General features: G+C 67.3%; 19 protein-coding genes. 5 read left to right on the top strand and 14 right to left on the bottom strand.

Features of this window, described 5'->3' with window-relative positions; all coding sequences use genetic code 11:
* Positions 1-25: 25 nt before the first annotated feature.
* The 7 genes from AVMA1855_RS15115 to AVMA1855_RS15085 form a co-directional block, all read right to left on the bottom strand.
* On the bottom strand, positions 26-1,909 hold the full coding sequence (locus AVMA1855_RS15115) for a dipeptide ABC transporter ATP-binding protein (RefSeq protein WP_284426333.1): 1,884 nt from the start codon (positions 1,907-1,909) through the stop codon (positions 26-28).
* A 79-nt stretch (positions 1,910-1,988) separates the two neighbouring features.
* Positions 1,989-2,996 carry an isoaspartyl peptidase/L-asparaginase family protein gene (locus tag AVMA1855_RS15110; RefSeq protein WP_284426332.1) on the bottom strand — a complete coding sequence of 336 codons (1,008 nt, stop codon included), beginning with the start codon at positions 2,994-2,996 and terminating at the stop codon, positions 1,989-1,991.
* Between the two features lie 93 nt (positions 2,997-3,089).
* Positions 3,090-4,046: a MurR/RpiR family transcriptional regulator gene (locus AVMA1855_RS15105; RefSeq protein ID WP_272568655.1), complete on the bottom strand. Its 957-nt coding sequence runs from the start codon at positions 4,044-4,046 to the stop codon at positions 3,090-3,092.
* A 242-nt stretch (positions 4,047-4,288) separates the two neighbouring features.
* Positions 4,289-5,317, bottom strand: coding sequence for a Bug family tripartite tricarboxylate transporter substrate binding protein (locus AVMA1855_RS15100; RefSeq protein WP_284426331.1), 1,029 nt, complete (start codon positions 5,315-5,317; stop codon positions 4,289-4,291).
* Positions 5,318-5,415: 98 nt separating this feature from the next.
* Positions 5,416-6,393: a Bug family tripartite tricarboxylate transporter substrate binding protein gene (locus AVMA1855_RS15095; protein ID WP_502868932.1), complete on the bottom strand. Its 978-nt coding sequence runs from the start codon at positions 6,391-6,393 to the stop codon at positions 5,416-5,418.
* Between the two features lie 87 nt (positions 6,394-6,480).
* Positions 6,481-7,512: a hydroxymethylglutaryl-CoA lyase gene (locus tag AVMA1855_RS15090; RefSeq protein ID WP_284426330.1), complete on the bottom strand. Its 1,032-nt coding sequence runs from the start codon at positions 7,510-7,512 to the stop codon at positions 6,481-6,483.
* Positions 7,509-8,714 carry a CaiB/BaiF CoA transferase family protein gene (locus AVMA1855_RS15085; RefSeq protein WP_284426329.1) on the bottom strand — a complete coding sequence of 402 codons (1,206 nt, stop codon included), beginning with the start codon at positions 8,712-8,714 and terminating at the stop codon, positions 7,509-7,511. Before AVMA1855_RS15085 ends, AVMA1855_RS15090 begins: the two co-directional genes overlap by 4 nt.
* A gap of 143 nt (positions 8,715-8,857) precedes the next feature.
* On the opposite strand from AVMA1855_RS15085, the gene AVMA1855_RS15080 reads away from it, so the two are divergent.
* The 3 genes from AVMA1855_RS15080 (at position 8,858) to efp (ending at position 11,594) form a co-directional block, all read left to right on the top strand.
* Positions 8,858-9,757 (top strand): LysR family transcriptional regulator, encoded by a 900-nt coding sequence (locus AVMA1855_RS15080; RefSeq protein WP_272568647.1) that lies wholly within the window; start codon positions 8,858-8,860, stop codon positions 9,755-9,757.
* Positions 9,754-10,869, top strand: coding sequence for an elongation factor P maturation arginine rhamnosyltransferase EarP (gene earP / locus AVMA1855_RS15075; RefSeq protein ID WP_284426328.1), 1,116 nt, complete (start codon positions 9,754-9,756; stop codon positions 10,867-10,869). The genes AVMA1855_RS15080 and earP overlap by 4 nt, the downstream gene beginning before the upstream one ends.
* Positions 10,870-11,039: 170 nt before the next feature.
* Positions 11,040-11,594 carry an elongation factor P gene (gene efp, locus AVMA1855_RS15070; protein ID WP_272552191.1) on the top strand — a complete coding sequence of 185 codons (555 nt, stop codon included), beginning with the start codon at positions 11,040-11,042 and terminating at the stop codon, positions 11,592-11,594.
* 81 nt (positions 11,595-11,675) lie between these two features.
* On the opposite strand, the gene AVMA1855_RS15065 is transcribed toward efp, so the two are convergent.
* Complete coding sequence (locus AVMA1855_RS15065) at positions 11,676-12,233, bottom strand: helix-turn-helix domain-containing protein (protein WP_284426327.1); 558 nt, start codon at positions 12,231-12,233, stop codon at positions 11,676-11,678.
* Between the two features lie 158 nt (positions 12,234-12,391).
* Between AVMA1855_RS15065 and AVMA1855_RS15060 the strand changes: the two genes are divergently transcribed.
* Positions 12,392-13,282 (top strand): DMT family transporter, encoded by an 891-nt coding sequence (locus AVMA1855_RS15060; protein WP_284426326.1) that lies wholly within the window; start codon positions 12,392-12,394, stop codon positions 13,280-13,282.
* Between the two features lie 224 nt (positions 13,283-13,506).
* Entirely contained in the window at positions 13,507-14,019 is a 513-nt protein-coding gene (locus AVMA1855_RS15055; RefSeq protein ID WP_284406242.1) for a hypothetical protein, read from the top strand.
* Positions 14,020-14,074: 55 nt separating this feature from the next.
* Here AVMA1855_RS15055 and AVMA1855_RS15050 read toward each other — a convergent pair whose 3' ends face one another.
* The 6 genes from AVMA1855_RS15050 to ydiJ all read right to left on the bottom strand — a co-directional run bounded on the left by AVMA1855_RS15050 (position 14,075) and on the right by ydiJ (position 22,934).
* Positions 14,075-15,391: an Nramp family divalent metal transporter gene (locus AVMA1855_RS15050; RefSeq protein WP_284426325.1), complete on the bottom strand. Its 1,317-nt coding sequence runs from the start codon at positions 15,389-15,391 to the stop codon at positions 14,075-14,077.
* Between the two features lie 225 nt (positions 15,392-15,616).
* Complete coding sequence (gene rimO / locus AVMA1855_RS15045; protein WP_284426324.1) at positions 15,617-16,987, bottom strand: 30S ribosomal protein S12 methylthiotransferase RimO; 1,371 nt, start codon at positions 16,985-16,987, stop codon at positions 15,617-15,619.
* 306 nt (positions 16,988-17,293) lie between these two features.
* Positions 17,294-17,998, bottom strand: a complete 705-nt coding sequence (locus tag AVMA1855_RS15040; protein ID WP_284426323.1) for an SDR family oxidoreductase — start codon at positions 17,996-17,998, stop codon at positions 17,294-17,296.
* An 82-nt stretch (positions 17,999-18,080) separates the two neighbouring features.
* Positions 18,081-19,082, bottom strand: coding sequence for an NADP-dependent oxidoreductase (locus AVMA1855_RS15035; RefSeq protein WP_284426322.1), 1,002 nt, complete (start codon positions 19,080-19,082; stop codon positions 18,081-18,083).
* Positions 19,083-19,190: 108 nt separating this feature from the next.
* A complete protein-coding gene (locus AVMA1855_RS15030) occupies positions 19,191-19,796 on the bottom strand; it encodes a TetR/AcrR family transcriptional regulator (RefSeq protein ID WP_284426321.1) in 606 nt (201 codons plus the stop codon).
* A gap of 54 nt (positions 19,797-19,850) precedes the next feature.
* The gene (gene ydiJ / locus AVMA1855_RS15025) at positions 19,851-22,934 is read right to left on the bottom strand and encodes a D-2-hydroxyglutarate dehydrogenase YdiJ (RefSeq protein WP_284426381.1); all 3,084 of its coding nucleotides are present in this window, start codon (positions 22,932-22,934) and stop codon (positions 19,851-19,853) included.
* Positions 22,935-22,937: the final 3 nt, after the last annotated feature.

Raw genomic sequence — 22,937 nt, 5'->3', positions numbered from 1 at the left:
TGAAGGTCGATCTGAGTTGGAAACATCACTCCCCTTGCGGCGCCACGAAATGGCCGGGTCCCACCTGCACCATCGGCAGCACCACGGGCTCGTCGCCCACCGCGCGGATGGGGCTGGGAATGTCCCCCTCCAGCAGCGTGCGCCTGAGGTGCCGGCGCGCCGGGTCGGCGACGGGCACGGCGGACATGAGCTTTTTGGTATAGGCGTGCTGCGGGTTCTCGAAGATCGCGCGGCGCGGTCCGATCTCCACGATCTGGCCGAGGAACATCACCGCCACGCGGTGGCTGATGCGCTCGACGACGGCCATGTCGTGCGAGATGAAAAGAAACGCCACCCCCAGTTCGCGCTGCAGGTCCAGCATCAGGTTGACGATCTGCGCCTGGATGGACACATCCAATGCCGACACGGATTCGTCCGCCACCACCACCTTGGGGTTGAGGGCCAGCGCCCGTGCGATAGCGATGCGCTGGCGCTGGCCGCCCGAGAACTCGTGCGGGTAGCGCTGCGCGTAGTCGCGCGGCAGCCCCACCTTTTCCAGCAGCCAGTCCACGCGCTCCTGCGCCTGCCGGCCGCTGGCCACCTTGTGCACCAGCAGCGGCTCCATGATCGAAAAGCCCACGGTCAGGCGCGGGTCGAGGGAGGCGAATGGGTCCTGGAAAATGAACTGGATGTCGCGGCGCAGCGCCTGGACCTCGCTCGTGGGCAGGTCCAGGATGTTGCGTCCGCCGAACTCGATGGCACCGCTCTGGCTGTCCACCAGCCGCAGCAGCGAGCGGCCCGTGGTGGACTTGCCGCAGCCGGACTCGCCCACCAGCGCCAGCGTCTCGCCCGGATAGAGGTCGAAGCTCACCTTCTCCACCGCGTGCACGCGACGCTTGACGCGGTTGAACAGCCCGGAGCGCAGGTCAAAACGCGTCACCAGGTCTTTCACGCGCAGGATGGGCTGGGCCCCTGCGGGGCGCGTATCCACCGGGGTGGATTGCAGGACCGGCGCCGTGGCAGCATCGCCGGAAGGTCGCAGCAGTTCGAAATGCCGCGGCAGGTCGGTGCCCTGCATGGCGCCCAGCTTGGGCACGGCCGACAGCAGCGCCTGCGTGTAGGCATGCTGCGGGGCGGCGAAGATCTGGGCGGAAGGGCCCTCTTCCACCTTGTCGCCGCGGTACATGACCAGCACGCGGTCGGCCACCTCGGCCACCACGCCCATGTCGTGGGTGATGAAGATCACGCCCATGCGCATTTCGTCCTGCAGTTGGCGGATCAGCTGCAGGATCTGCGCCTGGATGGTCACGTCCAGCGCGGTGGTGGGCTCGTCGGCGATCAGCAGCTGCGGCTTGCACGACAGCGCCATGGCGATCATCACGCGCTGGCGCATGCCGCCGGACAGCTGGTGCGGAAACCGGTCGAGCACGTTGCGCGCCTCGGGGATGCGCACCAGCTCCAGCATGCGCAGCGCCTCGGCGCGCGCCGCCGCCCGGTCCTTGCCCTGGTGGTAGCGAATGGACTCCGCGATCTGCTCGCCCGCCGTGAAGACGGGGTTCAGCGAGGTCATGGGCTCCTGGAAGATCATGGCCACGTCGGCGCCGCGCACTGACTGCAGCGTGGCGTTGCTGGCGCGGCGCATGTCCAGCACCTGGCCGCTGCTGCGGCGCAGCGCGATGGAGCCGCCCACGATCTTTCCGCCGCCATGCTCGACCAGCCGCATCAGCGCCAGCGAAGTGACGGACTTGCCCGAGCCCGACTCGCCCACGATGGCCAGCGTTTCGCCCCGGTCCACGTGGAAGGACAGGTTGCGCACGGCGTCCACCGTGCGCTCGGAATTGGCAAAGCGGACCGTCATATCGTCCACGGCCAGCACGCGCTGCTCTGCAAGGGCCAGGGAGGTCGTCGCGCTCGAAGGGGTTGGGGTCATGGCAAGACAGGGATAGGAAATTCGGTCAGGCGATCAGGCAGCCAGTCGGTCGGTCGGTCGATGCATTGGCCCGTGGGCTTCATGCATCCGGCGTGCGGAAGATGAAGGACTCGGCCGCGTGGCCGACGCGGGCCAGCCCGCGGTACATGCCCTCGGTGTTGAACGGCAGGCACACGTTGCCGTGGCGGTCCACCGCAATCAGGCCCCCGGTGCCGCCCACGGCAGGCAGCGCGCCATGCACCACGGCATCGACAGCCGCCTCCAGCGAGGCGCCGCCGTAGGCCATGCGCGCACAGATGTCGTGCGCCGCGCTCACGCGGATGAAGGCTTCGCCATGGCCCGTGCACGACACGGCGGCCGTGCGGTCGTCCGCATAGGTGCCCGCGCCGATGAGCGGGCTGTCGCCCACGCGGCCGGGGCGCTTGTTGGTCATGCCGCCCGTGGAGGTGGCCGCTGCGAGGTGGCCCTGGGCATCCAGCGCCACCGCGCCCACGGTGCCCATCTTGCGGTCTTCGTCCAGCGCGCGGCCCGACAGGCAGGCCAGTGCGGCGGCCCCGTCGTGGTCCAGCACCGCGCCCGACTGGCGGGCCTGCGCGGCCAGCAACTGGGCGCGCCGGGCTTCGGTCGAAAAGTAGTGGGGCTCGACCATGGCCAGCCCCGCATCGCGCGCCAGGCGCTCGGCGCCCTCACCCGCCATGAGGACATGCTGGCCCTGGCGCAGCACCGCGCGGGCCGCCAGGATGGGGTTGCGCACGTGGCGCACGCCGGCCACCGCGCCGGCCACCAGCGTGGCGCCCTCCATCAGCGCGGCATCCAGTTCATGGGTCGCGTCGGCGGTGAACACCGCGCCATGCCCGGCGTTGAAAAGTGGGCAATCTTCCAGCAATTGCACGGCCGTGCACACCGCCTCGGCGGCGGACCCGCCCTGCTCCAGCACCGCCTGTCCGGCGCGCAGCACGTCCTGCAGCACACCGTGGTAAGCCCGCTCCTGCCGGGCGTCGATCTGCGCGCGGCTCAGCGTGCCGGCACCGCCGTGGATGGCGATCACCGGAACGGGACGGCCGGAAGGAGACGAAAAAACGGTCATGGAAGAAGCGGCGAAACCGGTCAGCGAAGTGGATGGGAACGAATCAATCGGCCAGGCGAAAGGCGATCGGGGAGCGATGGATGCGGCGGCCGTTCAGGCGCGGCCACTGCCCTTGGCAGCGGGCTTCCTGGCGGTGGTGTCGGCCGAGCGTGGCGCCAGCCGCGTGCGCGAGCTGTCGTGCAGCCAGGGCAGCACCGCCTCGGTCATGCGTGCCGCGGTCTTCACCGACTCCTTCGCCTGGTGCGCCACGGCGCTGGTGAGCGCCTCGATCATGGCCAGCGCCGACGATTCGGAATTGGCCGCGTATTGGTTTTCGGTCTGCGCGAACAGGCAGCCGTGGGCGAAGGGCACCAGGGGCGACTGCAGCCCGTCGGTCAATGCCAGCACGCGCACGCCGCGCTCGAAGGCGCCCTGCGCCAGCACGACGGTGTCGGTCAGGTAGCGGGGGTAGCTGATGGCGATGAAAAGGTCTTCCTCGCCCATGCGAGGCAGCAGCCGCGCGCCGTAGGACGCACCCGCCACCCCGGCCAGCAGGTGCACGCCGTCGCAATGCGCATCCAGCCCGCGCTGCAGCAGCCCGGCGAGCCAGCCACTGGCGCCGAAGCCGGCGAGATAGATGCGCCGCGCTCCCACGATGGCCTGCACCGCAGCCTCGCACGCTGCCGGGTCCAGGGCCTCACGCGTGGCGGCGATGTTGCGCTGGCTTTCCTCCAGCGCGGCGGCGAACACGTCGCCAATGCTGCTGGGCTTTTCCAGCTTGATGCGCATCTTCTCGATGGGCGCCAGCATGGCTTCGAAACCGCGCACCAGCTCGGCCCGCAGCATGGGGTAGCCGTCCAGGCCGATGGCCCGGGCGAAGCGGTTGGCCGTTGCGATGGAAACGCCCACTGCCGCCGCGAGTTCGTCGATGGGCATGGTGGCCGCCTGCAGCGGGTGGGCCAGCACGTAGTCCGCCATCTGCTGGTGCGACCGGGTGAGCGTGGGGCGCACCCGGCCGATGCGGATGGCGATCGTCGGGGCTTCGGTGCTCGGGTCGGGAACAGCGGACATGGGACAGGTGTCGGGTGGAAAAGCGTTCAACCGCTTTTGATAAAAAATTTACAACACCGTCATATTAAAGAAAAAATTCAATCATTCAAAGAATTTTTACAAGCGCATGACGGGCCCGTGCACGGCGACCCTCCCGTTGTCTCGGCGCACAGCGCTGCGCACAAAGCAAAAAGCCCTGCGCGCTGCGCAGGGCTTCGATGGCTGAAGGGCCCTCAGCGGGCGGCCCGAGGGGCGAGGAACGATCAGTCCGCCTCGATCCTGGAGGCCTTCACCACTTGTGCCCAGTTGGCCAGATCGGCCTTCACCCGCTCGGCGAGCGGTTGCGGTCCCTGGTAGTCGGCGGTGGCACCCTGCTCCAGGGCCTTTTGCTGGAATGCGGGGTTTTGCACCACGGTGCGCACATCGGCCACCAGCTTGTCCACCACCGCCTTGGGCACATGGGCCGGGGCGAACAGCGCGAACCACGACGTGGCATCCACCTTGGGGTAGCCCGCCTCGGCGGTGGTGGGCACGTCCGGCAGGCTGGCCAGGCGCTGCTTTCCGGTGACCGCCAGCACGCGCAGCTTGCCGGCCTGGATGTGGGGCATGAACGGTGGCGCGGTGCCGAACGTCAGGTCCACCTGACCGCCCAGCAGGTCCTGCAGCGCCGGGCCGGTGCCTTTGTACGGCACGTGCACCATCTTCACGCCGCCCTGCTGCTCCAGCATGGCACCGGTGACGTGCTGCAGCGAGCCGTTGCCGGACGAGGCGTAGTTGAGCTTGCCGGGATGCGCCTTGGCGTAGGCGATCAGATCGGCCAGCGTCTTCACGGGCAGGCCGTCGCGCACGACGATGATCTGCGGCGCCGACAGCACGTTCGCGATGGGTTGGAAATCGCCCGGCTCCCATTGCTTTTGCCGGGTGAGCAGCGGTGAGATCACGTGATAGCCCGAGTACTGCATGAGCAGCGTGTACCCATCGGGCTCGGCCCGTTTGACGGCGCCGGCGGCGATGTTGCCGTTGCCGCCGCCCTTGTTGTCCACCACCACCGACTGGCCCAGCACCGGGCCCAGGGCCTGCGCGAGCATGCGCGCGGACAGGTCCGTGGTGCCGCCCGCGGCGGTGGGCACCACCAGGGTCACCGGCTTGTTCGGATAGCCGCCCTGCGCCCAGGCGGTGCCGGCGAAGGCTGCAGCCAGTGCGACGGCCACCGTTGCCAGGCGGCGGGATGCGCAGGGGGTGGTCGAGGTGACCGTTGTCGCTGTCGCTGTCGTTTTCGCTCTCGTTCTCATGTCATGTCTCCTTGGTTTTTTGAAATTCAAAAGAAAGACGGCCCTGCGGCGGCGGGTCGCGCCCCGCCCTCGGTCCGCACGGGCCGGTCGGCCTGCCGTCAATCCAGCTTGGCCCCGGTGTCCTTCACCGCCCGGCCCCAGCGCGCGAGGTCGTCCCGCACCAACGCCGCCAGCTGGGCCGAGTTGCCCTTGTAGGGCTCGCAACCCACGGCTGCGAGCCGCTCGGCCACGTCTTTCTGCTCCAGCGCCTTGGCCACCTCGGCCTGCAGCCGCGCGACCACGGCGGGCGGGGTGCCGGCCGGCGCGAAAAGCCCGTACCACGGTGTCTGGCCGAAACCCGCCAGCGTCTCGCCGATGGTGGGCACGTCCGGCAAGGCCGCCACGCGCCGCGTGTTCACCACGCCCAGCACCTTGAGCTTGCCGGCCTTGATGAAGGCAATGGAGGACGGCAGGCTCTGCACCGACAGCGGCACCTGCCCACCCACCACGTCCGTGGCCGCTGCGGCGGAGCCCTTGTAGGGAACGTGCTGCAGCGTGATGCCCGCAGTCTTTTGCAGCATCTCGCCGATCAGGTGGTTGAGCGTGCCGTTGCCCGCCGAGGCGATGGCGTACTGGCCCGGGTGCGCCTTGGCCAGCGCCACCAGCTCGGCCACGTTGGACGCTGGAAACGCCGGGTTCGCCACCAGCACGTAGCCCGCCGTGGCCAGCGGCGCCACCGGCTCGAAATCCTTCACCGGATCGAACCCGGTGTGCTGGTAGAGCCAGGGGTTGATGACCTGCGCGCTGTCCGCAGTCAGCAGCAGGGTGTAGCCGTCCGGCCGGGCCTTGGCCGCCGCGGCCGTGCCCACGTTGCCGCCCGCACCGGGGCGGTTGTCCACTACCACCGGCTGGCCCAGCTGTTCCGACAGCTTTTGCGCCACCACGCGGGCGATCGCGTCGTTGGCGCCACCGGCCTGCTGCGGCACCACGAGGGTGATCGCGCGCTGGGGGTAGCCCGCCTGCGCCAGGGCCGTGCCCGCCATGCCGCACAGCAGCGTGCCCAGCGCCGCGCGGCGCGAGAGTGAATGCGTGTCCATCCTTGTTGTCTCCTTGGGTTTTTGTCGATGCATCGCGCCGCGCCGGCCCGCGGGCCTTCCCGCAGGAAAGCCGCTGCCGCCCGGCGTTCAGGCGGCTTCGCGCGCCCGTGCCCGTTCGCGGATCGCCTCGAAGCCGTCCGGCACCGGGTGCAGGTCCAGCCGGTGCCCCGCCTTCACGATCTGGCTGGGAATGTCGTGGCCGATCAGCCCGGGCAACCGGGCCGCCGCAGCGATCAGCTGCGAAAGATCCACGCCCGAGTCGTAGCCCATCCATTGCAGCGCGTGCGCGATCTCCTCGCTGCACACGTTGCCCGACGCACCCGGCGCATAGGGGCAGCCACCCAGGCCGCCGAGCGACGCGTCGAAACGGTCCGCCCCCGCATCGATGGCGGCGAGCACGTTCGCCAACCCCATGCCGCGCGTGTTGTGAAAGTGCAGCGTGAAATCCACCCCCGGCCAGCGCGCCCGGGCGGCAGCGGTGAGATGCGCCACCTGGGTCGGATACGCCATGCCGGTCGTGTCGCACAGGGTGATGCCGCGCACGCCCAGGTCGGCGAAGCGCTGCACCCAGCCGAACACCTGCGCCTGCGCCACATCGCCTTCCATGGGGCAGCCGAACACGCACGACAGCGACACGTTCACCGCCACGCCAGCGGCCTGGGCGGTGGCCACCACCTGCGACAGCGCCGCGAACGATTGCGCGCGCGCCATGCGCAGGTTGGCCAGGTTGTGCGTCTCGCTGGCCGACATGACCAGGTTCAGCTCGTCGGTGTGCGCCTCGATGGCGCGCTCGGCGCCGCGCACGTTGGGCACCAGCGCGCTGTACACCGTGCCGGGGCGCCGCACGATCTCGCGCATCACGATCTCGGCATCGCGCAGCGCCGGTATCGCCGTGGGCGAGACGAACGCCGTCACCTCGATCTTCGACAGGCCCGCCGCCGACAGCGCATCGACCAGAGCGATCTTGTCTGCCGTGGGCACGAAGGCCTGCTCCATCTGCAGGCCGTCGCGCGTTCCCACTTCATGCAGGTGGATGCGGCGGCCGTTGCCGCTCCACACGCCGGCCCGGGCTTCGCGCGTGTCATCCGCCCCGTTCGACGGGTTCCGAGTCTCGGTCATTGGATCACCCCCTTGCTGCGCAGCAGCGCGATCTGTTCGGCGGTCAGGCCCGCCTCGGCCAGCACCGCATCGGTGTCGTCGCCCAGGTGCGGCGCACTGGAGCGGATCGTTCCCGGCGTGCCCGACAGCTTGGGCACGATGCCCGGCACCTCGACCACATAGCCGTCGCGCGTGGTCTGCGGCAGCAGCATGTCGCGGGCGCGGTAGTGCGGGTCTTCGGCGATGTCCTGCGCCGTGTAAACCTTGCCGGCGGGCACGCGGGCAGCGCCCAGGCCCTCCAGCACCGCCTGCACGGTGCGCCCGGCCGTCCATTCGCCGATGGCCGCGTCGATCTCCGCCACCCGGGCCACCCGCCCGGCATTGCTGCCCAGGTCGGGCGCCGCCGCCAGATCGGGCCGGCCGATGGCCTCCATCAGCCGCTTGAAGATGCTGTCGCCATTGCCCGCCACCAGCACCCAGCCATCGGTGCACGGATACGCGTTGGACGGCGCGATGCCCGGCAGCGCGCTGCCCGCTGCGTCGCGCACGGCACCGAAGGCGCTGTACTCGGGAATGAGGCTCTCCATCACGTTGAATACGGCTTCGTGCAGCGCCACGTCGATCACCTGGCCTTTCCCGCCGTTCACCTTGCGGTGGTAGAGCGCCGTCAGCACACCCACGGCGCCGTGCAGCGCCGCCAGCGTGTCGCCGATGGAGACGCCCACGCGCACCGGCACGCGGCCGGGCTCGCCCGTCAGGTGGCGCAGGCCACCCATCGCCTCGCCGATCATTCCGAAGCCCGGCAGGTCGCGGTAGGGGCCGGTCTGCCCATAGCCCGAGATGCGCAGGATCACCAGCCCGGGGTTGAGCGCATGCAGCGCCTCGGGCGACATGCCCCAGTCCTCCAGCGTGCCGGGGCGAAAGTTCTCGATCAGCACATCGGCCTCGGCGATGAGCCGGCGCGCGATGTCCTGTCCTTCCGGCTGGCGCAGGTCCAGCGCCAGCGAACGCTTGTTGCGCGACTGCACCTGCCACCACACCGAGGTGCCTTCCTTGATCAGCCGCCAGTTGCGCAGCGGATCGCCCGCGCCGGGCGCCTCGATCTTCACCACATCGGCCCCGAACTCGCCCAGCGTCTTGCCGCAAAACGGCCCGGCGATCAACTGGCCCATCTCGATCACCCGCACCCCGGCCAGGGCGGCGGGGGCTGCTGTCGTATCCATCGTCGTAGTCATTCCTGTCGCGTCCCTTCGTTCGAATGGCGCGGATCATGCCGCGCCCCCCGCCCGCCGCAAAACCCCGATGCGCGACGCCGCCATCGCAAACCGGCATGGCCGGCTGCCCGGCGGCAGTACCATCGGCGCCCATGAAGCTCGACCCGGTTTCCCTGCGCCTGTTCGTGGCGGTAATGGAAGAAAACGCCATCGCCCGCGCCGCGGCGCGCGAGCACATCGCCCCGTCGGCCGCCAGTCGGCGCCTGGCCGAGCTGGAGGGCACCCTGCAGGTGGAGCTTTTCAGCCGCAGCAACCGGGGTACCGAGCCCACCGACGCGGCCTATGCACTGCTGAACATGGCGCGCGGCGTGCTCAACGAACTCGATGGCATCGCCCTGCAGATGCGCGACTTTCGCGCCGGGGTGCGGGGCCACGTGCGCGTGGTGGCCAACATCTCGGCCATCACCCAGTTCCTGCCAGCCGAGCTGCCGGCCTTCATGGCCGCGCACCCGCAGGTCCAGGTGCGGCTGCAGGAGCAGATCAGCAGCGCCATCGCCCATTCGGTGGCCGAGAACGCCGCGGACGTGGGCATCCTCAACCACGGCAGCTACGGAGAGCGCGTCGCCCTGCTGCCCTACCGCACCGACGAACTGGTGCTGATCGCCCCCGCCGGCCATCCGCTGGCCCGGCGGCGCTCGGTGCGGCTGGCCGATGCGCTGCCGTTCGACTTCGTGGGCGTGCACCCGGGCAGCGCCATCAACAACCAGCTCACCCGCGCGGCGGCCGAAGCCGGCCTGCCGCTCAAGCTGCGCATCCAGGTGACCAGCTACGACGCGCTGTGCCTCATGGTGTCCGCGGGCCTGGGCGTGGGCGTGCTGCCCCGCGGCAGCGCCCAGTTGTACCGCGCCACCCTGGCCCTGCGGCCCATCACCCTGGCCGAGCCGTGGGCGCACCGGCAGCTGTCGCTGTGCGTTCGGTCCGGGGAGCCGCTGTCGCGCGTGGCGCAGTTGCTGGTGGAGCATCTGCGGGCGCCGGCCGGGGGCGGCGCATGAGCCCTGCGCACCCCGTGGCCTCCCCCCTGCGCTGGGACCTGTTTTGCCAGGTCATCGACAACTACGGCGACATCGGCGTGTGCTGGCGCCTCGCCGCCGACCTGGCCGCACGCGGCCACGCCGTGCGCCTGTGGACGGACGACGCCACCGCACTGGGCTGGATGGCCCCTGCCGGCGCACCGGGCGTGCAGGTCTTGCCCTGGCCTGCGCAGGCCCCGCCCGACGGCGCGGGCGACGTGGTCATCGAGGCGTTCGGCTGCGAGATTGCTCCTGATTTCATAGCATCCATGGCATATTCCACTAGGGCATCAGGCCAAAAACGCCTTTGGATCAACTTGGAGTACCTCAGCGCCGAAAGCTATGTGGAGCGCAGCCACCGCCTGCCCTCCCTGCTGATGTCCGGCCCCGGCGCGGGCTGCACGCGCTGGTTCTTCTACCCCGGGTTCACCCGCCGCACGGGCGGGCTGTTGCGCGAACCGGGGTTGATGGACCGCCAGGCCGCCTTCGACCGCGCTGGCTGGCGTGCCCGCCACGGCGTGGCGGCCGGGGCCTTCGCCGTTTCGCTGTTTTGCTACGAGCCACCCGCCTTGCCTCCGCTGCTCGACCGGTTGCGGCAGCATGCCGGCGCCCATTTGCTCGTCACCCCCGGCCGCGCAACGGCAGCCGTCCAGGCGCTGGAAAATCAGGACCCAAATGGCTTACAGCGCAATCAAGACGCCGGCAGTCTGCTATCGATTTCATACCTCGCTCCCTGCCCCCAGCCGGCGTTCGACGAGATGCTGTGGGCCTGCGATTTCAACTGCGTGCGCGGCGAGGACTCGCTGGTGCGCGCCCTGTGGGCCGGCCAGCCCTTCGTGTGGCACATCTATCCCCAGGACGACCAGGCCCACCATGCCAAGCTGCACGCGTTCCTCGACTGGCTCCAGGCGCCGCCGTCGCTGCGGCGTTTCCACGCGCTGTGGAACGGACTCGAACAGGACAGCCCCCTACCCGCCCTGGACGCCGCCACGCTGCAGGAATGGCGCGCGACCGTGCAGGCGGCGCGCGCACGGCTGCTCGCGCAGGACGATCTGTTGACCCAACTGCTGGGGTTCGTGGCCGAAAAAAGCTAAAATCCACGGTTTTGCGCCAACCCAAGGCGGCACTTTCTGACGAAGTGGCCGGCCGGCGCATCCCGCCGCGGAACATGCGCTGGCGCTCGGACCTTGCGCTGCACCTCTCAGGCAGCGCCCGCAGCGCCCCGGCGCGTAGAGCGGCTTCAACCCCAGCCCAGCAATCTGCTATGAAAATCGCTCAAGAAATCCGCGCCGGCAATGTGATCATGCACGGCAAGGACCCGATGGTCGTCCTGAAGACCGAATACGCACGCGGCGGCCGCGGCGCCGCCACGGTCCGCATGAAGCTCAAGAGCCTGATCGGCAACTTCGGCACCGAAAACGTGTTCAAGGCCGACGACAAGATCGACAACGTCATCCTGGACAAGAAGGAGTGCACCTACTCCTACTTCGCCGACCCGATGTACGTCTGCATGGACACCGAGTTCAACCAGTACGAAGTCGAAGCCGAGAACATGGGCGACGCACTGAACTACCTGGAAGACGGCATGACCGTCGAAGTGGTGTTCTACGACGGCAAGGCCATCTCGGTCGAACTGCCCACCAGCGTGGAACGCGAAGTCACCTGGACGGAACCCGCCGTCAAGGGCGACACGTCCGGCAAGGTGCTCAAGCCCGCCAAGATCGCCACCGGCTTCGAAGTGCCCGTGCCCCTGTTCGTGAGCCAGGGCGACAAGATCGAAATCGACACCCGCACGGGCGAGTACCGCAAGCGCGTCTGATCGATCCGGATCGACTTTCGATCCCCAAAGGGCACCCGCTTCGGCCGGTGCCCTTTTTCATTTCCGGTGGGCCAGTCCATGTCATGTGTGCTCGATCAGCATGACCACCGTCGTCTGGGGTTCCAGCGCTTCGAACACATGCGTTTCATCCGCCGAGTAGCTGGCATAGTCCCCCGGGCCGAGTTCCACCAGATGGCCGACCGGCCCCAGCCGGGCGCGTCCGCTGCACAGGACGACGTGCTCCACCGTGCCCGGCAAGTGGCGCTCGGAAGTCCTGGGTGCGCCGGGCTGGACCACTAGGCGATAGAGATCGCGCTGCACGCCGGCAGGGCACACCGCCAGCAGGGTCGCCGCGTAATTTGCCTGCTCCGAAGCCAGCGCCACCCCCTCATGGGCCCGAATGACCTGTACATGGGTTCTGGGCTGGGCGATCAATTGCGTCACTTGCACATTCAGCGCCGTGGCGAGCGCCCAGAGCGTTTCCAGGCTCGGATTGCCGACGCCCGCCTCCAGTTGGGAGAGCGTCGATTTGGCGATGGCCGCCCGTTTGGCGAGTTCGGACACGGACAGGCCGAGGCGCTCGCGCTCGCGGCGCACGGCCGCGGCCAACAGGCGGATGGGTGAAGGACTGGTGGTCAAGAGATGGTCATCCTATCTCGTCAAAAAGAACAATCGTTCGACTTGACGAACGAATGAAGCAAGTTCATCATACCGCTCGTTCGTTCTTTTTAAAGAACGACCCGCATCATTCCGACCCCTTGTCCAGGCGACTGGGCAATCCACACAGGCAACGATTCATGCATCCGAAAACGGCAGGGACGCTGGAGATGACCACCGCCATGGTCATCGCCGGCACGGTGGGCTGGCTGGTGCTGCAGACCGGAATGCTTGCCGGCGCAGTGGTCTTCTGGCGCTGCGCGTTCGGTGCCGTGGCGCTGCTGATGCTCTGTCTCCTTCCGGGCCAGCCGGAGCGATGGAACATCGGCCGCAGGCAAGCCGGCATGGCCGCACTCGGCGGCATCGCCCTGGCGGCCAGCTGGGACCTGCTCTTTGCCGCCTACTCGCACGCATCCATCGCGATTGCCACCGTGACCTACCACACCCAGCCCTTCATGCTCGTGGCGCTGGGCGCGCTGTTCTTCGGAGAAAAGCTGACCGCGTCGCAGGCAGGATGGCTGGGCATCGCGTTCGGCGGCCTCGTGCTCATCGTCGTCGGCGGTGGACAGTGGGGCGCGCCGCCCTCCGGCTATCTGGAAGGCGTCGGACTGGCACTGGCCGCCGCGTTCTTCTACGCCATGGCGGCCGCGATCACCAAAAAGCTGAGCGGCGTGCCGCCCCGCCTGATCGTCCTGATCCAGCTCATCGTCGGCACCCTGCTTTTGCTGCCGTTCGCCCAGGCCCCGACGGGCGGATCGACGCTACCCACCTGGGGTTTGCTGCTGGCGATCGGATTCATTCACACGGGCCTGATGTCCACGCTCCTGTACAGCGCCATACAGAAGTTATCGACGTCGATGGTGGGCGTTCTGTCGTTCATCTATCCCATCGTGGCCATCGGGGTGGACGCGTGGGCCTTCGGCCATCGGCTGAGCCCCACGCAGGTCGGTGGGGCCGTCGCCATCCTCATGGCCGTGGCAGGGATGAACTTTGGATGGCGCATGGCTGGACGCCCCCCAGCGCCGCGATAGCCACGCGCACAAAACGTGCGCTGCCGCGCTTCAGCCCATTTCAGGAGGATTCACGCAATCTTCAGAGCGCTGCAAGGGGAGTCTTTCCAGAATGGAGTCACCGGAAGGCCGACAGGCCCGCACCCCTTGCCAGCATTCAGGCCCGCCATGGCACAGGGGCTTGGGGTGGGCAACTGCAAGGCCTTCCGGCAATGATTTCCTTACATAACATCCAGGGAGCCCGCATGCATTCGATCCGCTTTTTTTCGTCCACCGCCCCCTTCGCGCTGTCCGCCATGGCCGCGCTGCTCATGGCACCGGGCCTCAGCCGAACTGCCCACGCCGTGGAATGCCGCGCCATCGCGACCGTGCAGCACAGCGCCGTCTCGGCCAACAACAACGCCGATGGCGGCCACCTCAACCAGCACGTCTTCGGCGCGACGCCGCCCAAGGGCTCCAGCCAGAAGGACAAGACGCTGTTCTCCAGCGTGGGGGAATACAGCGGCTTCTGGAACAACTACCAGGACCCGAAAAAATACAAGGGCACGGCCGTCGACTGCTCCGGCACGCATGCACGGCAGAAGGTGACGGTCTACAGCGTGCTGAAAAAAGACCTGATCGGCGGCTTCAACTGCACCGCTGCCAACGCCAACGGCGAATGCACCACCAAGACGAAATCGCAGTTCTCCAACATCCAGCTCGACTTCGAAGTGGTCGGCGGCAAATGGATCCTGCTGACGGCCTATCCCACCAACTGAGCCGACCAATCAAGCAGGGGGCCGCAGCGGCAGCTTCTGGCGGAAGCGGCCTCTCTCAGCCGAACACCGCCGTCACCAGCCAGAGGTTCGCCAGCGAGATCACGGCGAACAGCCCCCAGGCCGCCAGCCGGAGGGTCCGTCCGGTGGCAAAGCGGCCCATCACCTCGGGGCTGCTGCTGAACCGGATCAGCGGCCACATCGCGAAGGGCAGCTGAAAGCTCAGCACCACCTGGCTGAGCACCAGCATCTTGCCCACACCCGCATCGCCCAGCCACCACACGCCCACGAAAGCCGGCACCAGCGCCAGGCCCCGCGTGATGAGGCGCCGCTGCCAGCAGGGAATCTTGAGATCCAGGAATCCTTCCATCACGATCTGCCCGGCGATGGTGCCCGTGAAGGTCGAACTCTGGCCCGAGGCCAGCAGCGCGATGCCGAAGAGCGCGGCCGCGAGGGCGCTGCCCACCAGGGGTTCGATGAGGTGGTAGGCGTCGGCGATGTCGGCCACGTCGCGGTGGCCGCTATGGTGGAAGGCACTGGCGGCCAGCACCATGATGGCCGCGTTCACCAGCAGCGCAAGCGACAGCGACACCACGGCATCCCAGGTGCAGAAACGAATGGCCTCGCGCCGCGCCGCATCGGTGTCGGCCACCAGCCGGGTCTGCACGATGGACGAGTGCAGGTACAGGTTGTGCGGCATGACCGTGGCGCCCACGATGCCGATGGCCAGGTACAGCGCCCCGGGCTGCTGCAGGCGTTCCAGGCTGGGCACGAAGCCCATCGCCACCTGCGACCAGATCGGCTGCGAGAACGCCAGCTCCACCGCAAAGCACGCGGCGATGGTGGCCACCAGCGCCAGCACGATGGCCTCCACCCGCCGAAAACCCGCGCCCTGCAAGCCCAGCACCAGCAAGGTGTCAAAGGCCGTGATGGCGATGCCCACCGGAATCGACACACCGAACAGCAGGTGCAGCGCCAGCGCGCTGCCCAGCACCTCGGCCAAGTCGCAGGCCACGATCGCCAGTTCCGCCCCCAGCCAGAGACACCGGTTCACGGCGGGGGAATAGCGCTCGCGGCACAACTGGGCCAGGTCCCGGCGCGCCACCAGCCCCAGGCGCACGCACAGGGTCTGCAGCAGCATGGCGGCGAGGCTTGCCAGCAGCACGACGAAGAGCAGCCCGTAGCCGAAGCGCGAGCCGGCCTCGATGTCCGTCGCCCAATTGCCGGGGTCCATGTAGCCCACCGAGACCAGCAGGCCCGGCCCTGCATAGCGCAGCAGCTTTTTGGAAAACGGGAGGCCGGGGTCCACCTGGACGCTGCCCTTGACTTCGGACGGGCAGAAAGGCGCGGTGGCGGTGCGCGGCAAGGGGAACATGGGCATGGGAGGTCGATGATACGTAGCCCGGCCCCGCAGCAGGCACGCGCGGCATGGCGCCGCGCCTACTGCGCAGATAGACGGCGTGGGGTTGCCATGGCGGCGCGCTCGGGCTATGCGGCGAGCGATCAATCGCCGCCATGGCACGGCGCGATGGGCGGTATCTGCCGTCAGGCCTGCGCCCGCCGCGGCGACCCGCCCGCGCGGGCTCCGCGCCGCCTCCGGTCAGATCGGCAGTGCGACCAGATCGTGTCCCTGCGTGCCGACGATGCGGGCCCGGGTGAACTCGCCCACCTTCATCGTCTTGCTGATCTTCTCGGGCGGCAGCAGGTGCACCACGCCGTCGATCTCGGGCGCATCGGCATAGGTGCGGCCGGTGCCGCCCTTTCTGCCCAGCGCGGGGGCGGAGTCGACCAGCACCTGCATGGTGGCGCCCACGCGGCTGCGCAGCTTGGCGGCGGACACTTCCTCGGCCACGGCCATGAAGCGCGCGCGGCGCTCTTCGCGCAGCTCGATGGGCAGCATGCCGGGCAGTTCATTGGCCACCGCGCCGTTCACGTCGCTGTAGGCAAAGCAGCCTGCACGATCGATCTGCGCCTCGCGCACGAAGTCCAGGAGGTGCTGGAACTCTTCTTCGGTCTCGCCCGGAAAGCCGGCGATGAAGGTGCTGCGGATGACGATTTCGGGGCAGGCCTCACGCCAACGCAGGATGCGCTCCAGATTGCGCTCGCCGCTGGCGGGGCGCTTCATGCGCTTGAGCACGTCCGGGTGGCTGTGCTGGAACGGCACGTCCAGGTACGGCAGCACCTTGCCCGTGGCCATGAGGGGGATGACCTCATCGACGCTCGGGTAGGGGTACACGTAGTGCAGGCGCACCCAGGCGCCGTAGGGCTCGGCGATCTCGCCCAGGGTCTGCACCAGCTCCAGCATGCGGGTCTTGACGGGCTTGCCGTCCCAGAAACCCGTGCGGTACTTCACGTCGACGCCGAACGCCGAGGTGTCCTGGCTGATGACCAGCAGTTCCTTGACGCCGCCTTCGAACAAAGCCTTGGCCTCGCTCAGCACATCGCCGATGGGACGCGAGACGAGGTCGCCGCGCATGGAGGGGATGATGCAGAAGGTGCAGCGGTGGTTGCAGCCCTCGCTGATCTTGAGGTATGCGTAGTGCTTGGGCGTGAGCTTGATGCCCGCCACGCCGAAGCTGCCCGGCACCAGGTCAATGAACGGGTCGTGCGGCTTGGGCAGGTTGAGGTGGACGGCATCCATCACCTCCTGCGTGGCATGGGGGCCGGTGACGGCCAGCACGCTGGGGTGCATTTGCCGCACCAGGTTCCCGCCACCGTCGCCGGACCGTGCACCCAGGCAGCCGGTGACGATGACCTTGCCGTTCTCGGCCAGCGCCTCGCCGATGGTGTCCAGGCTTTCTTTGACGGCATCGTCGATGAAGCCACAGGTGTTGACGATGACGAGATCGGCACCTTCGAAAGTCTTGGAGGTCTGGTAGCCCTCGGCACTGAGCTGCGTGAGGATCAGTTCGGAGTCGGTCAGGGCTTTGGGGCAGCCAAGACTGACGAAGCCTACCTTGGGGACCTTCATCGTCTCTGGCGTCGCGATTTCATCGTAAGTATCTGATTTCATTTGGGTTTCGCAGGACGGCCCGGCGGGCAAGATAACCGGACATTGTAAATGAGGCCAGGAATTGACCTCAGCTGCGCTGCATCTCCACCCTTGAAATCATGGGTTCCGAGGCTCTGTCTGGCATCGACTCGGCCATCAAGGCACCGGGCATGCTGTGTTCCAAAGCCCCCGCTTCTCACCACGGGCGCCGTGATCACGCGCTGGCGCCACTCTTCACGGCAGGCGCAGGGAGTGTGTCGAGTGGCATGCCGGTGTGACCGGGGCTCAAAGTGCCTGGGGCAGGTAGACTGGGCGCGGCGCTGTCAGGCCCTGCCTCACCTGCTGGGTGAGCGCATCGGCCAATACCTCATCGGCGCCGGCCTCCAGTCCGTCGAGCGCACGCTGCACGATCTCCTCGGCGCTGCTTTTCGGGACCTCGAAACCCTTGGTGAGGTCGGTGTCCACATACGCCATGTGCAGGCCCAGCACCTGGGTCTTCTGCCCGGCCAGCTCATGGCGCAGTGCGTTGGTCAACGACCACGCCGCCGACTTGCTGGCCGAGTAAGCGGCCAGCTCGCCACCATTGACCCAAGACGCCACCGACAGAACGTTGAGCAGTGCGCCACCGCCATTCGCCTGGAGCACGGGCGCAAATGCCTTGCTCATGTTCAGCACACCAAAGAAGTTCGTCTCGAACAAGCGGCGCGCCACCGCGTCGCTGTCCTGATCCAGAAAACCACCCGGCTGGGCAATGCCCGCGTTGTTGATCACCAGGTTCACGTCGGCGGCCTGCTGTGCCGCAGCAGCGACCTCCTCGGGCTTGGTGACGTCGAGCCGCAGGGCCTGCACGCCGGGCAAGGTGACGGTAGCAGCATCACGCGCGGCGGCGTAAACCTTGCGAGCACCTCGCGCAAGCAGTTCGCGCGCGAAGGCAAGGCCGATGCCGCGGTTGGCGCCCGTGACGAGGACGACGGAGTTTTCAATGTGCATGGGGAGCTCCAAAGGGTTGGATTGAGATTTCAAATGACGATCGTCATATTCACGGACGTGCGATGTGGTTCGATGGAACGGTTCATCGAACCTTGATGACCATCTTGCCTTTGGCTCGGCCGCTTTCGACGTATGCCAGGGCATCGTTGGTGGATTCGAAGGGGAAGACCTGGTCGATCACCGGACTGATGGCGCCCGACTCGATCAGCGGCGTGATCTGCCGCAACTGGCTTCCGCTGGCCTTCATGAACAGGAATGCGTAGGCGACATCGAGGCGCCGGGCTTGCCTGCGGGCGCCAGAGCTGAGGACGCCCATCACCTGCTTCACCCACCATGGGGCTTGGATGCCTTCGGCGAAACGCGGGTCCGGTGGCCCCGAGATGGAAACGAGGGTTCCACCCGGCTTGAGCACGCCCAGGGACTTCGCCAAGGCCTTGCCATCCTGGCTGTTCAGCACCACGTCGTAACCACTCAGGTGGTCTTCAAAGGCTTCGTTCTTGTAGTCGATGACGACATCCGCGCCCAGGCGCTTCACCAGAGCGACGTTGCCGGTGCTGGTGGTGGTGGCAACCGTCGCGCCCAGGTACTTGGCCAATTGGATGGCAAACGTGCCCACGCCCCCGGAGCCTGCCTGGATGAAAACCTTCTGCCCCTTCTTGAGCTTTGCCTTTTCGACCAGCGCCTGCCAAGCCGTCAAGCCCACCAGGGGGATGGACGCAGCCTCCTCCATGGTGAGGTTCCTGGGCTTCATCGCCACCGAGTCTTCCTTCACGGCCACGAATTCGGCGAACGTGCCGATGCGCAAGTCATCGGGCCTGGCGTACACCTCGTCGCCCACCTTGAACTGGTGGACACGCGGTCCGACACGCGCCACCACGCCGGCCACATCGTGGCCCAGGACGAAGGGGGTGCGATACGGCAGGATGAGCTTGAACTCGCCATTGCGGATCTTGGCATCCAGCAGGTTCACGGCGGTCGCATGAACCTGGATCAGCACCTCGTCGTCACGCAAGTCCGGCTCAGGCACATCGGCCGCACGCAAGCGCTCTTTTTTTCCGTAGCGGTCCAGGACGAAAGCTTTCATGGGGTTTCCTTTTTCCAGGCAGTGCAAATGACGAACCCGGCAGCATTGGCTGACAGGCCTTTTGAAATGATGACCATCATATTTATGAGCAAAAAAAGTCCGGTGGGCTCACGCACCGGACGGGGCCAGGCTCTTCAACGCGGCGCTGCACAGCGAGTCCGACAACGCCGCATCATCGACGGCACGGGCCAGCACCAACGTGCCCACCATGGTGGCCACGGTCACCAACGCGCGCTCGTGGGCCCCAGGCTGTCCCCAATCGGGCGACTGACGGGCCACCAGATCGATCATCTCCTTAATGCGGAGCGTGGCCGCGCGACGCACTTCGGGCGATTGGCGCGGCATCTCGGAGCCCAGGGCGGAAACCGGGCAGCCTGTCTCGATAGCCACCAGATGCTCTTTGGACAGATAGATCTGCATCAGCGCTTGCAAGGACTGCTCTGGCGGCACGGCTGCGACGATGCGCGCAGCGGCGGCGTTGGCTTCGGCTCCGGCACGGTCTGCCGCTTCGGCCAGCATGGCTTCGCGGGACTCGAAATGGGCATAGAACGCACCGTGCGTCAAACCCGCCTCTTTCATGATGTCGGCCACGCCGGTGCCGTCATAGCCGCTGCGCCGGATGGCGCGCGCAGCGGCCTGCACGATGCGCTCGTGCGAGGCCTCTTTGGCAGCGGTCCGGGCATTGGTCTTTTCTTTTCGCATGACGACCATCATACTTTGATTTGCCGGTTGTGCACTGGCAGGTGAAAAGCGGCCGGATGCACGCGCTCAGCAGGCCGTGCCGACAGGAGCGGAAGTTTCTCGCTGTGCATAGAACTGAAGCAGGACTTCCACGGGATGCCGCAAACGCCGGTCGTCCATCCGCCTGGCCTGGCTGCGGCAGGAATAGCCGGTGGCCAGGAACTCCGTCTCTCGCGCCGGCTCGGCGTTCAATATCGGACCCCACGATTGGGAGTAGATGAGGCGCGAGGTCTGCACGTTCCGGCTTTCGTGTCCGTAGGTTCCCGACATGCCGCAGCAGCCACTGGCCCGCGGACTGAGCTTCAAACCGGCACGGGCGAAGACCTGGGGCCACAGCGCTGCGGCGGCAGGGGCAGTCGTTTTTTCGGTGCAGTGGTTCAGTAGCTGAAAGTCCCCCGAAGGAGATCCGGACGCCCGCACGGGCAGGGCTTGCAGCAGCCATTCCTGCGCAAGCAGCACGCCCGGCGGCTTTTGCAAAGACGGCAGCTTCGCGTATTCCTGGCGGTACACAAGCGTCATGGCAGGATCGAGGCCGACCAGCGGCACGCCATGCGATGCCAGAGCGCCAAGCATCTCCGCATTTTTGGACGCCGTTCGATCGAAGGCCTGCAGAAAGCCCAGCACATGAAGCGGCTTGCCGTTGGGCATGAAAGGGGCCAGCCAGACCGTGTACCCCAGCCGGGACGCCAGCTCGATGAACGCGGAAAACACGGGCGTCTCGAAGTAGCGCGTGAAAGCGTCCTGCACCAGGATCACGGACTGGGCGCGTTGCGCGTCCGTCAGCGCGGCCAGCAACGATGGCGTGGCCCGGCGCACGCCCCAGCGGTTCAACGTGGCCTGGAAGTCGAAGCGGCTCAACAACGGGCTGTCCACCATGCCTGCATGGCGCTCCAGCATCCGGCGCACCAGCGCATTGGACATGGCACCGTTGTAGAGCCGTGGAATGCGTGCCAGATAGGGAACGCTGAATTCGAGCGAGCCGATGAGGTAGTCCTTCAACGGCCTTCCATACCGCGTGTGATACAGCGCCAGAAAGCGCGCACGGAAGTCCGGAACGTTGACCTTGACAGGGCATTGCCCCGCGCACGACTTGCACGCCAGGCAACCTGACATCGCCTCGTACACCTCGTGGGAAAAGTCGTTGGAACGGTCCATTCCATTAGCAGCGCACTCGCGGCTATTGCGCCAGCGCCTGGCCAATCCGGAAAGGAATGAGGGTTGCCGCGCAGCCACCGCCAGAACATCCACCCCCGCCTGGCCCTGCAAGCGAAGCCACTCGCGCAGCAGCGAGGCACGCCCTTTCGGGGAGTGCCTGCGTTCGCGCGTGGCCTTCCATGACGGGCACATCGCGTCGTCCGGATCGAAGTTGTAGCAAGCGCCATTGCCGTTGCAATGGACGGCGCTGGCATAGCTCTGCCACACCCGCTCGTCGATCTGACGATCGGCGTCGGCACGCAACGGCACCTCATCGATGCGCAGCAGCCGGGCACTCTGGCCTGCGGGCGTGGCGATCTTTCCCGGATTGAGCTGATTGTGCGGATCGAATGCCACCTTGAGCGACTGCAGTGCGGCATACAGGGGGCCGAAATACTTCGGCGCGTATTCGGACCGGACTCCCTTGCCGTGCTCGCCCCAGAGCACGCCACCGTATTTCAGGGTCAGCCCGGCGACCTCGTCGGAAATGCTACGGATCAACGCCGCATGGGCGGGGTCCTTCAGATCCAGGGCGGGCCGGACGTGCAGCACACCCGCATCCACGTGGCCGAACATGCCGTAGCTCAGCCCATGCCGGTCCAGCAATGCCCTGAACTCTTCGATGTAGTCGGCGAGCTTCTCTGGCGGCACGGCCGTGTCTTCGACGAAGGGCTGGGGCCGGGCCTCGCCCTGCACGTTGCCCAGCAGGCCGACGGCACGCTTGCGCATCGCATACACCTTCTCGACGGCCGCGCGGCCCGATGCGATGGTGTGGCCGATGCGGCTCACGGTGGGGTTGCAGGCAAGGTGCCCGGTGAAGGCCGCCACGCGGGTGCGCACCTCGTCCTCCGAGTCCCCGCAGAATTCGACCAGGTTGATGCCACGCGTCGGCGCCGGGTCGGCCTGGGCAGGGAAGTATTCCGCCACGTCCTGCCAGACGATGTCCTCCATCGCCAGCATCAAGACCCGCGAATCGACCGTCTCGATCGACAACGGGCGGTGCTCCATCAACACCCTTGCATCGCGCAGCGCGTCCATGAAGCTAGCGTAACGCACATTGACCAGCATGGAATGGCGGGGGATGGGCAGCAGGCCGATTTCCGCCTCGACGACGAAGCCCAGCGAGCCCTCCGCCCCACACAAAACGCTGTTGAGGTTGAAGCGACCGCCGGGCTCTTTCAGGTGCGCCAGGTCATAGCCGGTCAGGCAGCGATTGAGCTTGGGAAAGCGCGCCTCGATCAGCTCGGCATGCTCCGTGGCGATCCGGTGCGCGCAGCGCCAGACATCGCCCACCAGGCCGCTTTCCTTCAATTGCAAAGGCAGCTCCTCGGCATCGACCGACCGGCTGGCAAACCGCACGCCCCCCAGCAGGACCATGTCCAGCAGTTGCACGTGGTCGCGGGTCTTGCCGTAAGTGCAACTGCCCTGGCCGCTGGCGTCGGTGTTGATCATGCCGCCGATCGTGGCGCGGTTGGACGTGGACAGCTCGGGGGCAAAGAACAATCCATGCGCTTTCAGCGCCGCATTCAACTGGTCCTTGACGACGCCGGCCTGCACCCGGGCCACCCTGCGCACGGGATCGATCCACAGGATCTGGTTGAGATGCCGGGAAAGATCCACGGCGATGCCATCGGTCAGGGATTGCCCGTTGGTGCCCGTGCCGCCGCCCCGCGGAGAAACCACCACCCGCCGGTGCTCCGGCCTGGCGAGCAGCTTCGAGAGTGTTTCGACGTCCGCGGCATCCCGCGGGAAGACCACGGCCTGGGGCAGCCGCTGATAGATCGAGTTGTCTGTCGCCAGAACGGTGCGGTCCGCGTATTGCGATGTGATTTCGCCCCGGAAACCCTCGGCGGCCAATGCATGAAGAAAACGCGGGTAGTCGCCGTCCAGCGGCGCCGGGGCTGGAATGATTGCAATCAA

The sequence above is a fragment of the Acidovorax sp. SUPP1855 genome, from assembly GCF_030158955.1.
Lineage (GTDB): Bacteria > Pseudomonadota > Gammaproteobacteria > Burkholderiales > Burkholderiaceae_C > Paracidovorax.
Note: the sequence above shows the minus strand (reverse complement) of the source record. Positions and strands in the feature narration are given on the sequence as shown.

Excerpts from the sequence above, each read along its gene's own strand:
- AVMA1855_RS15115 (WP_284426333.1), bottom strand. The coding sequence starts at position 1,909 with ATGACCCCAACCCCTTCGAGCGCGACGACCTCCCTGGCCCTTGCAGAG.
- AVMA1855_RS15110 (WP_284426332.1), bottom strand. The coding sequence starts at position 2,996 with ATGACCGTTTTTTCGTCTCCTTCCGGCCGTCCCGTTCCGGTGATCGCC.
- AVMA1855_RS15105 (WP_272568655.1), bottom strand. The coding sequence starts at position 4,046 with ATGTCCGCTGTTCCCGACCCGAGCACCGAAGCCCCGACGATCGCCATC.
- AVMA1855_RS15100 (WP_284426331.1), bottom strand. The coding sequence starts at position 5,317 with ATGAGAACGAGAGCGAAAACGACAGCGACAGCGACAACGGTCACCTCG.
- AVMA1855_RS15095 (WP_502868932.1), bottom strand. The coding sequence starts at position 6,393 with ATGGACACGCATTCACTCTCGCGCCGCGCGGCGCTGGGCACGCTGCTG.
- AVMA1855_RS15090 (WP_284426330.1), bottom strand. The coding sequence starts at position 7,512 with ATGACCGAGACTCGGAACCCGTCGAACGGGGCGGATGACACGCGCGAA.
- AVMA1855_RS15085 (WP_284426329.1), bottom strand. The coding sequence starts at position 8,714 with ATGGATACGACAGCAGCCCCCGCCGCCCTGGCCGGGGTGCGGGTGATC.
- AVMA1855_RS15080 (WP_272568647.1), top strand. The coding sequence starts at position 8,858 with ATGAAGCTCGACCCGGTTTCCCTGCGCCTGTTCGTGGCGGTAATGGAA.
- earP (WP_284426328.1), top strand. The coding sequence starts at position 9,754 with ATGAGCCCTGCGCACCCCGTGGCCTCCCCCCTGCGCTGGGACCTGTTT.
- efp (WP_272552191.1), top strand. The coding sequence starts at position 11,040 with ATGAAAATCGCTCAAGAAATCCGCGCCGGCAATGTGATCATGCACGGC.
- AVMA1855_RS15060 (WP_284426326.1), top strand. The coding sequence starts at position 12,392 with ATGCATCCGAAAACGGCAGGGACGCTGGAGATGACCACCGCCATGGTC.
- AVMA1855_RS15055 (WP_284406242.1), top strand. The coding sequence starts at position 13,507 with ATGCATTCGATCCGCTTTTTTTCGTCCACCGCCCCCTTCGCGCTGTCC.
- AVMA1855_RS15050 (WP_284426325.1), bottom strand. The coding sequence starts at position 15,391 with ATGTTCCCCTTGCCGCGCACCGCCACCGCGCCTTTCTGCCCGTCCGAA.
- rimO (WP_284426324.1), bottom strand. The coding sequence starts at position 16,987 with ATGAAGGTCCCCAAGGTAGGCTTCGTCAGTCTTGGCTGCCCCAAAGCC.
- AVMA1855_RS15040 (WP_284426323.1), bottom strand. The coding sequence starts at position 17,998 with ATGCACATTGAAAACTCCGTCGTCCTCGTCACGGGCGCCAACCGCGGC.
- AVMA1855_RS15035 (WP_284426322.1), bottom strand. The coding sequence starts at position 19,082 with ATGAAAGCTTTCGTCCTGGACCGCTACGGAAAAAAAGAGCGCTTGCGT.
- AVMA1855_RS15030 (WP_284426321.1), bottom strand. The coding sequence starts at position 19,796 with ATGATGGTCGTCATGCGAAAAGAAAAGACCAATGCCCGGACCGCTGCC.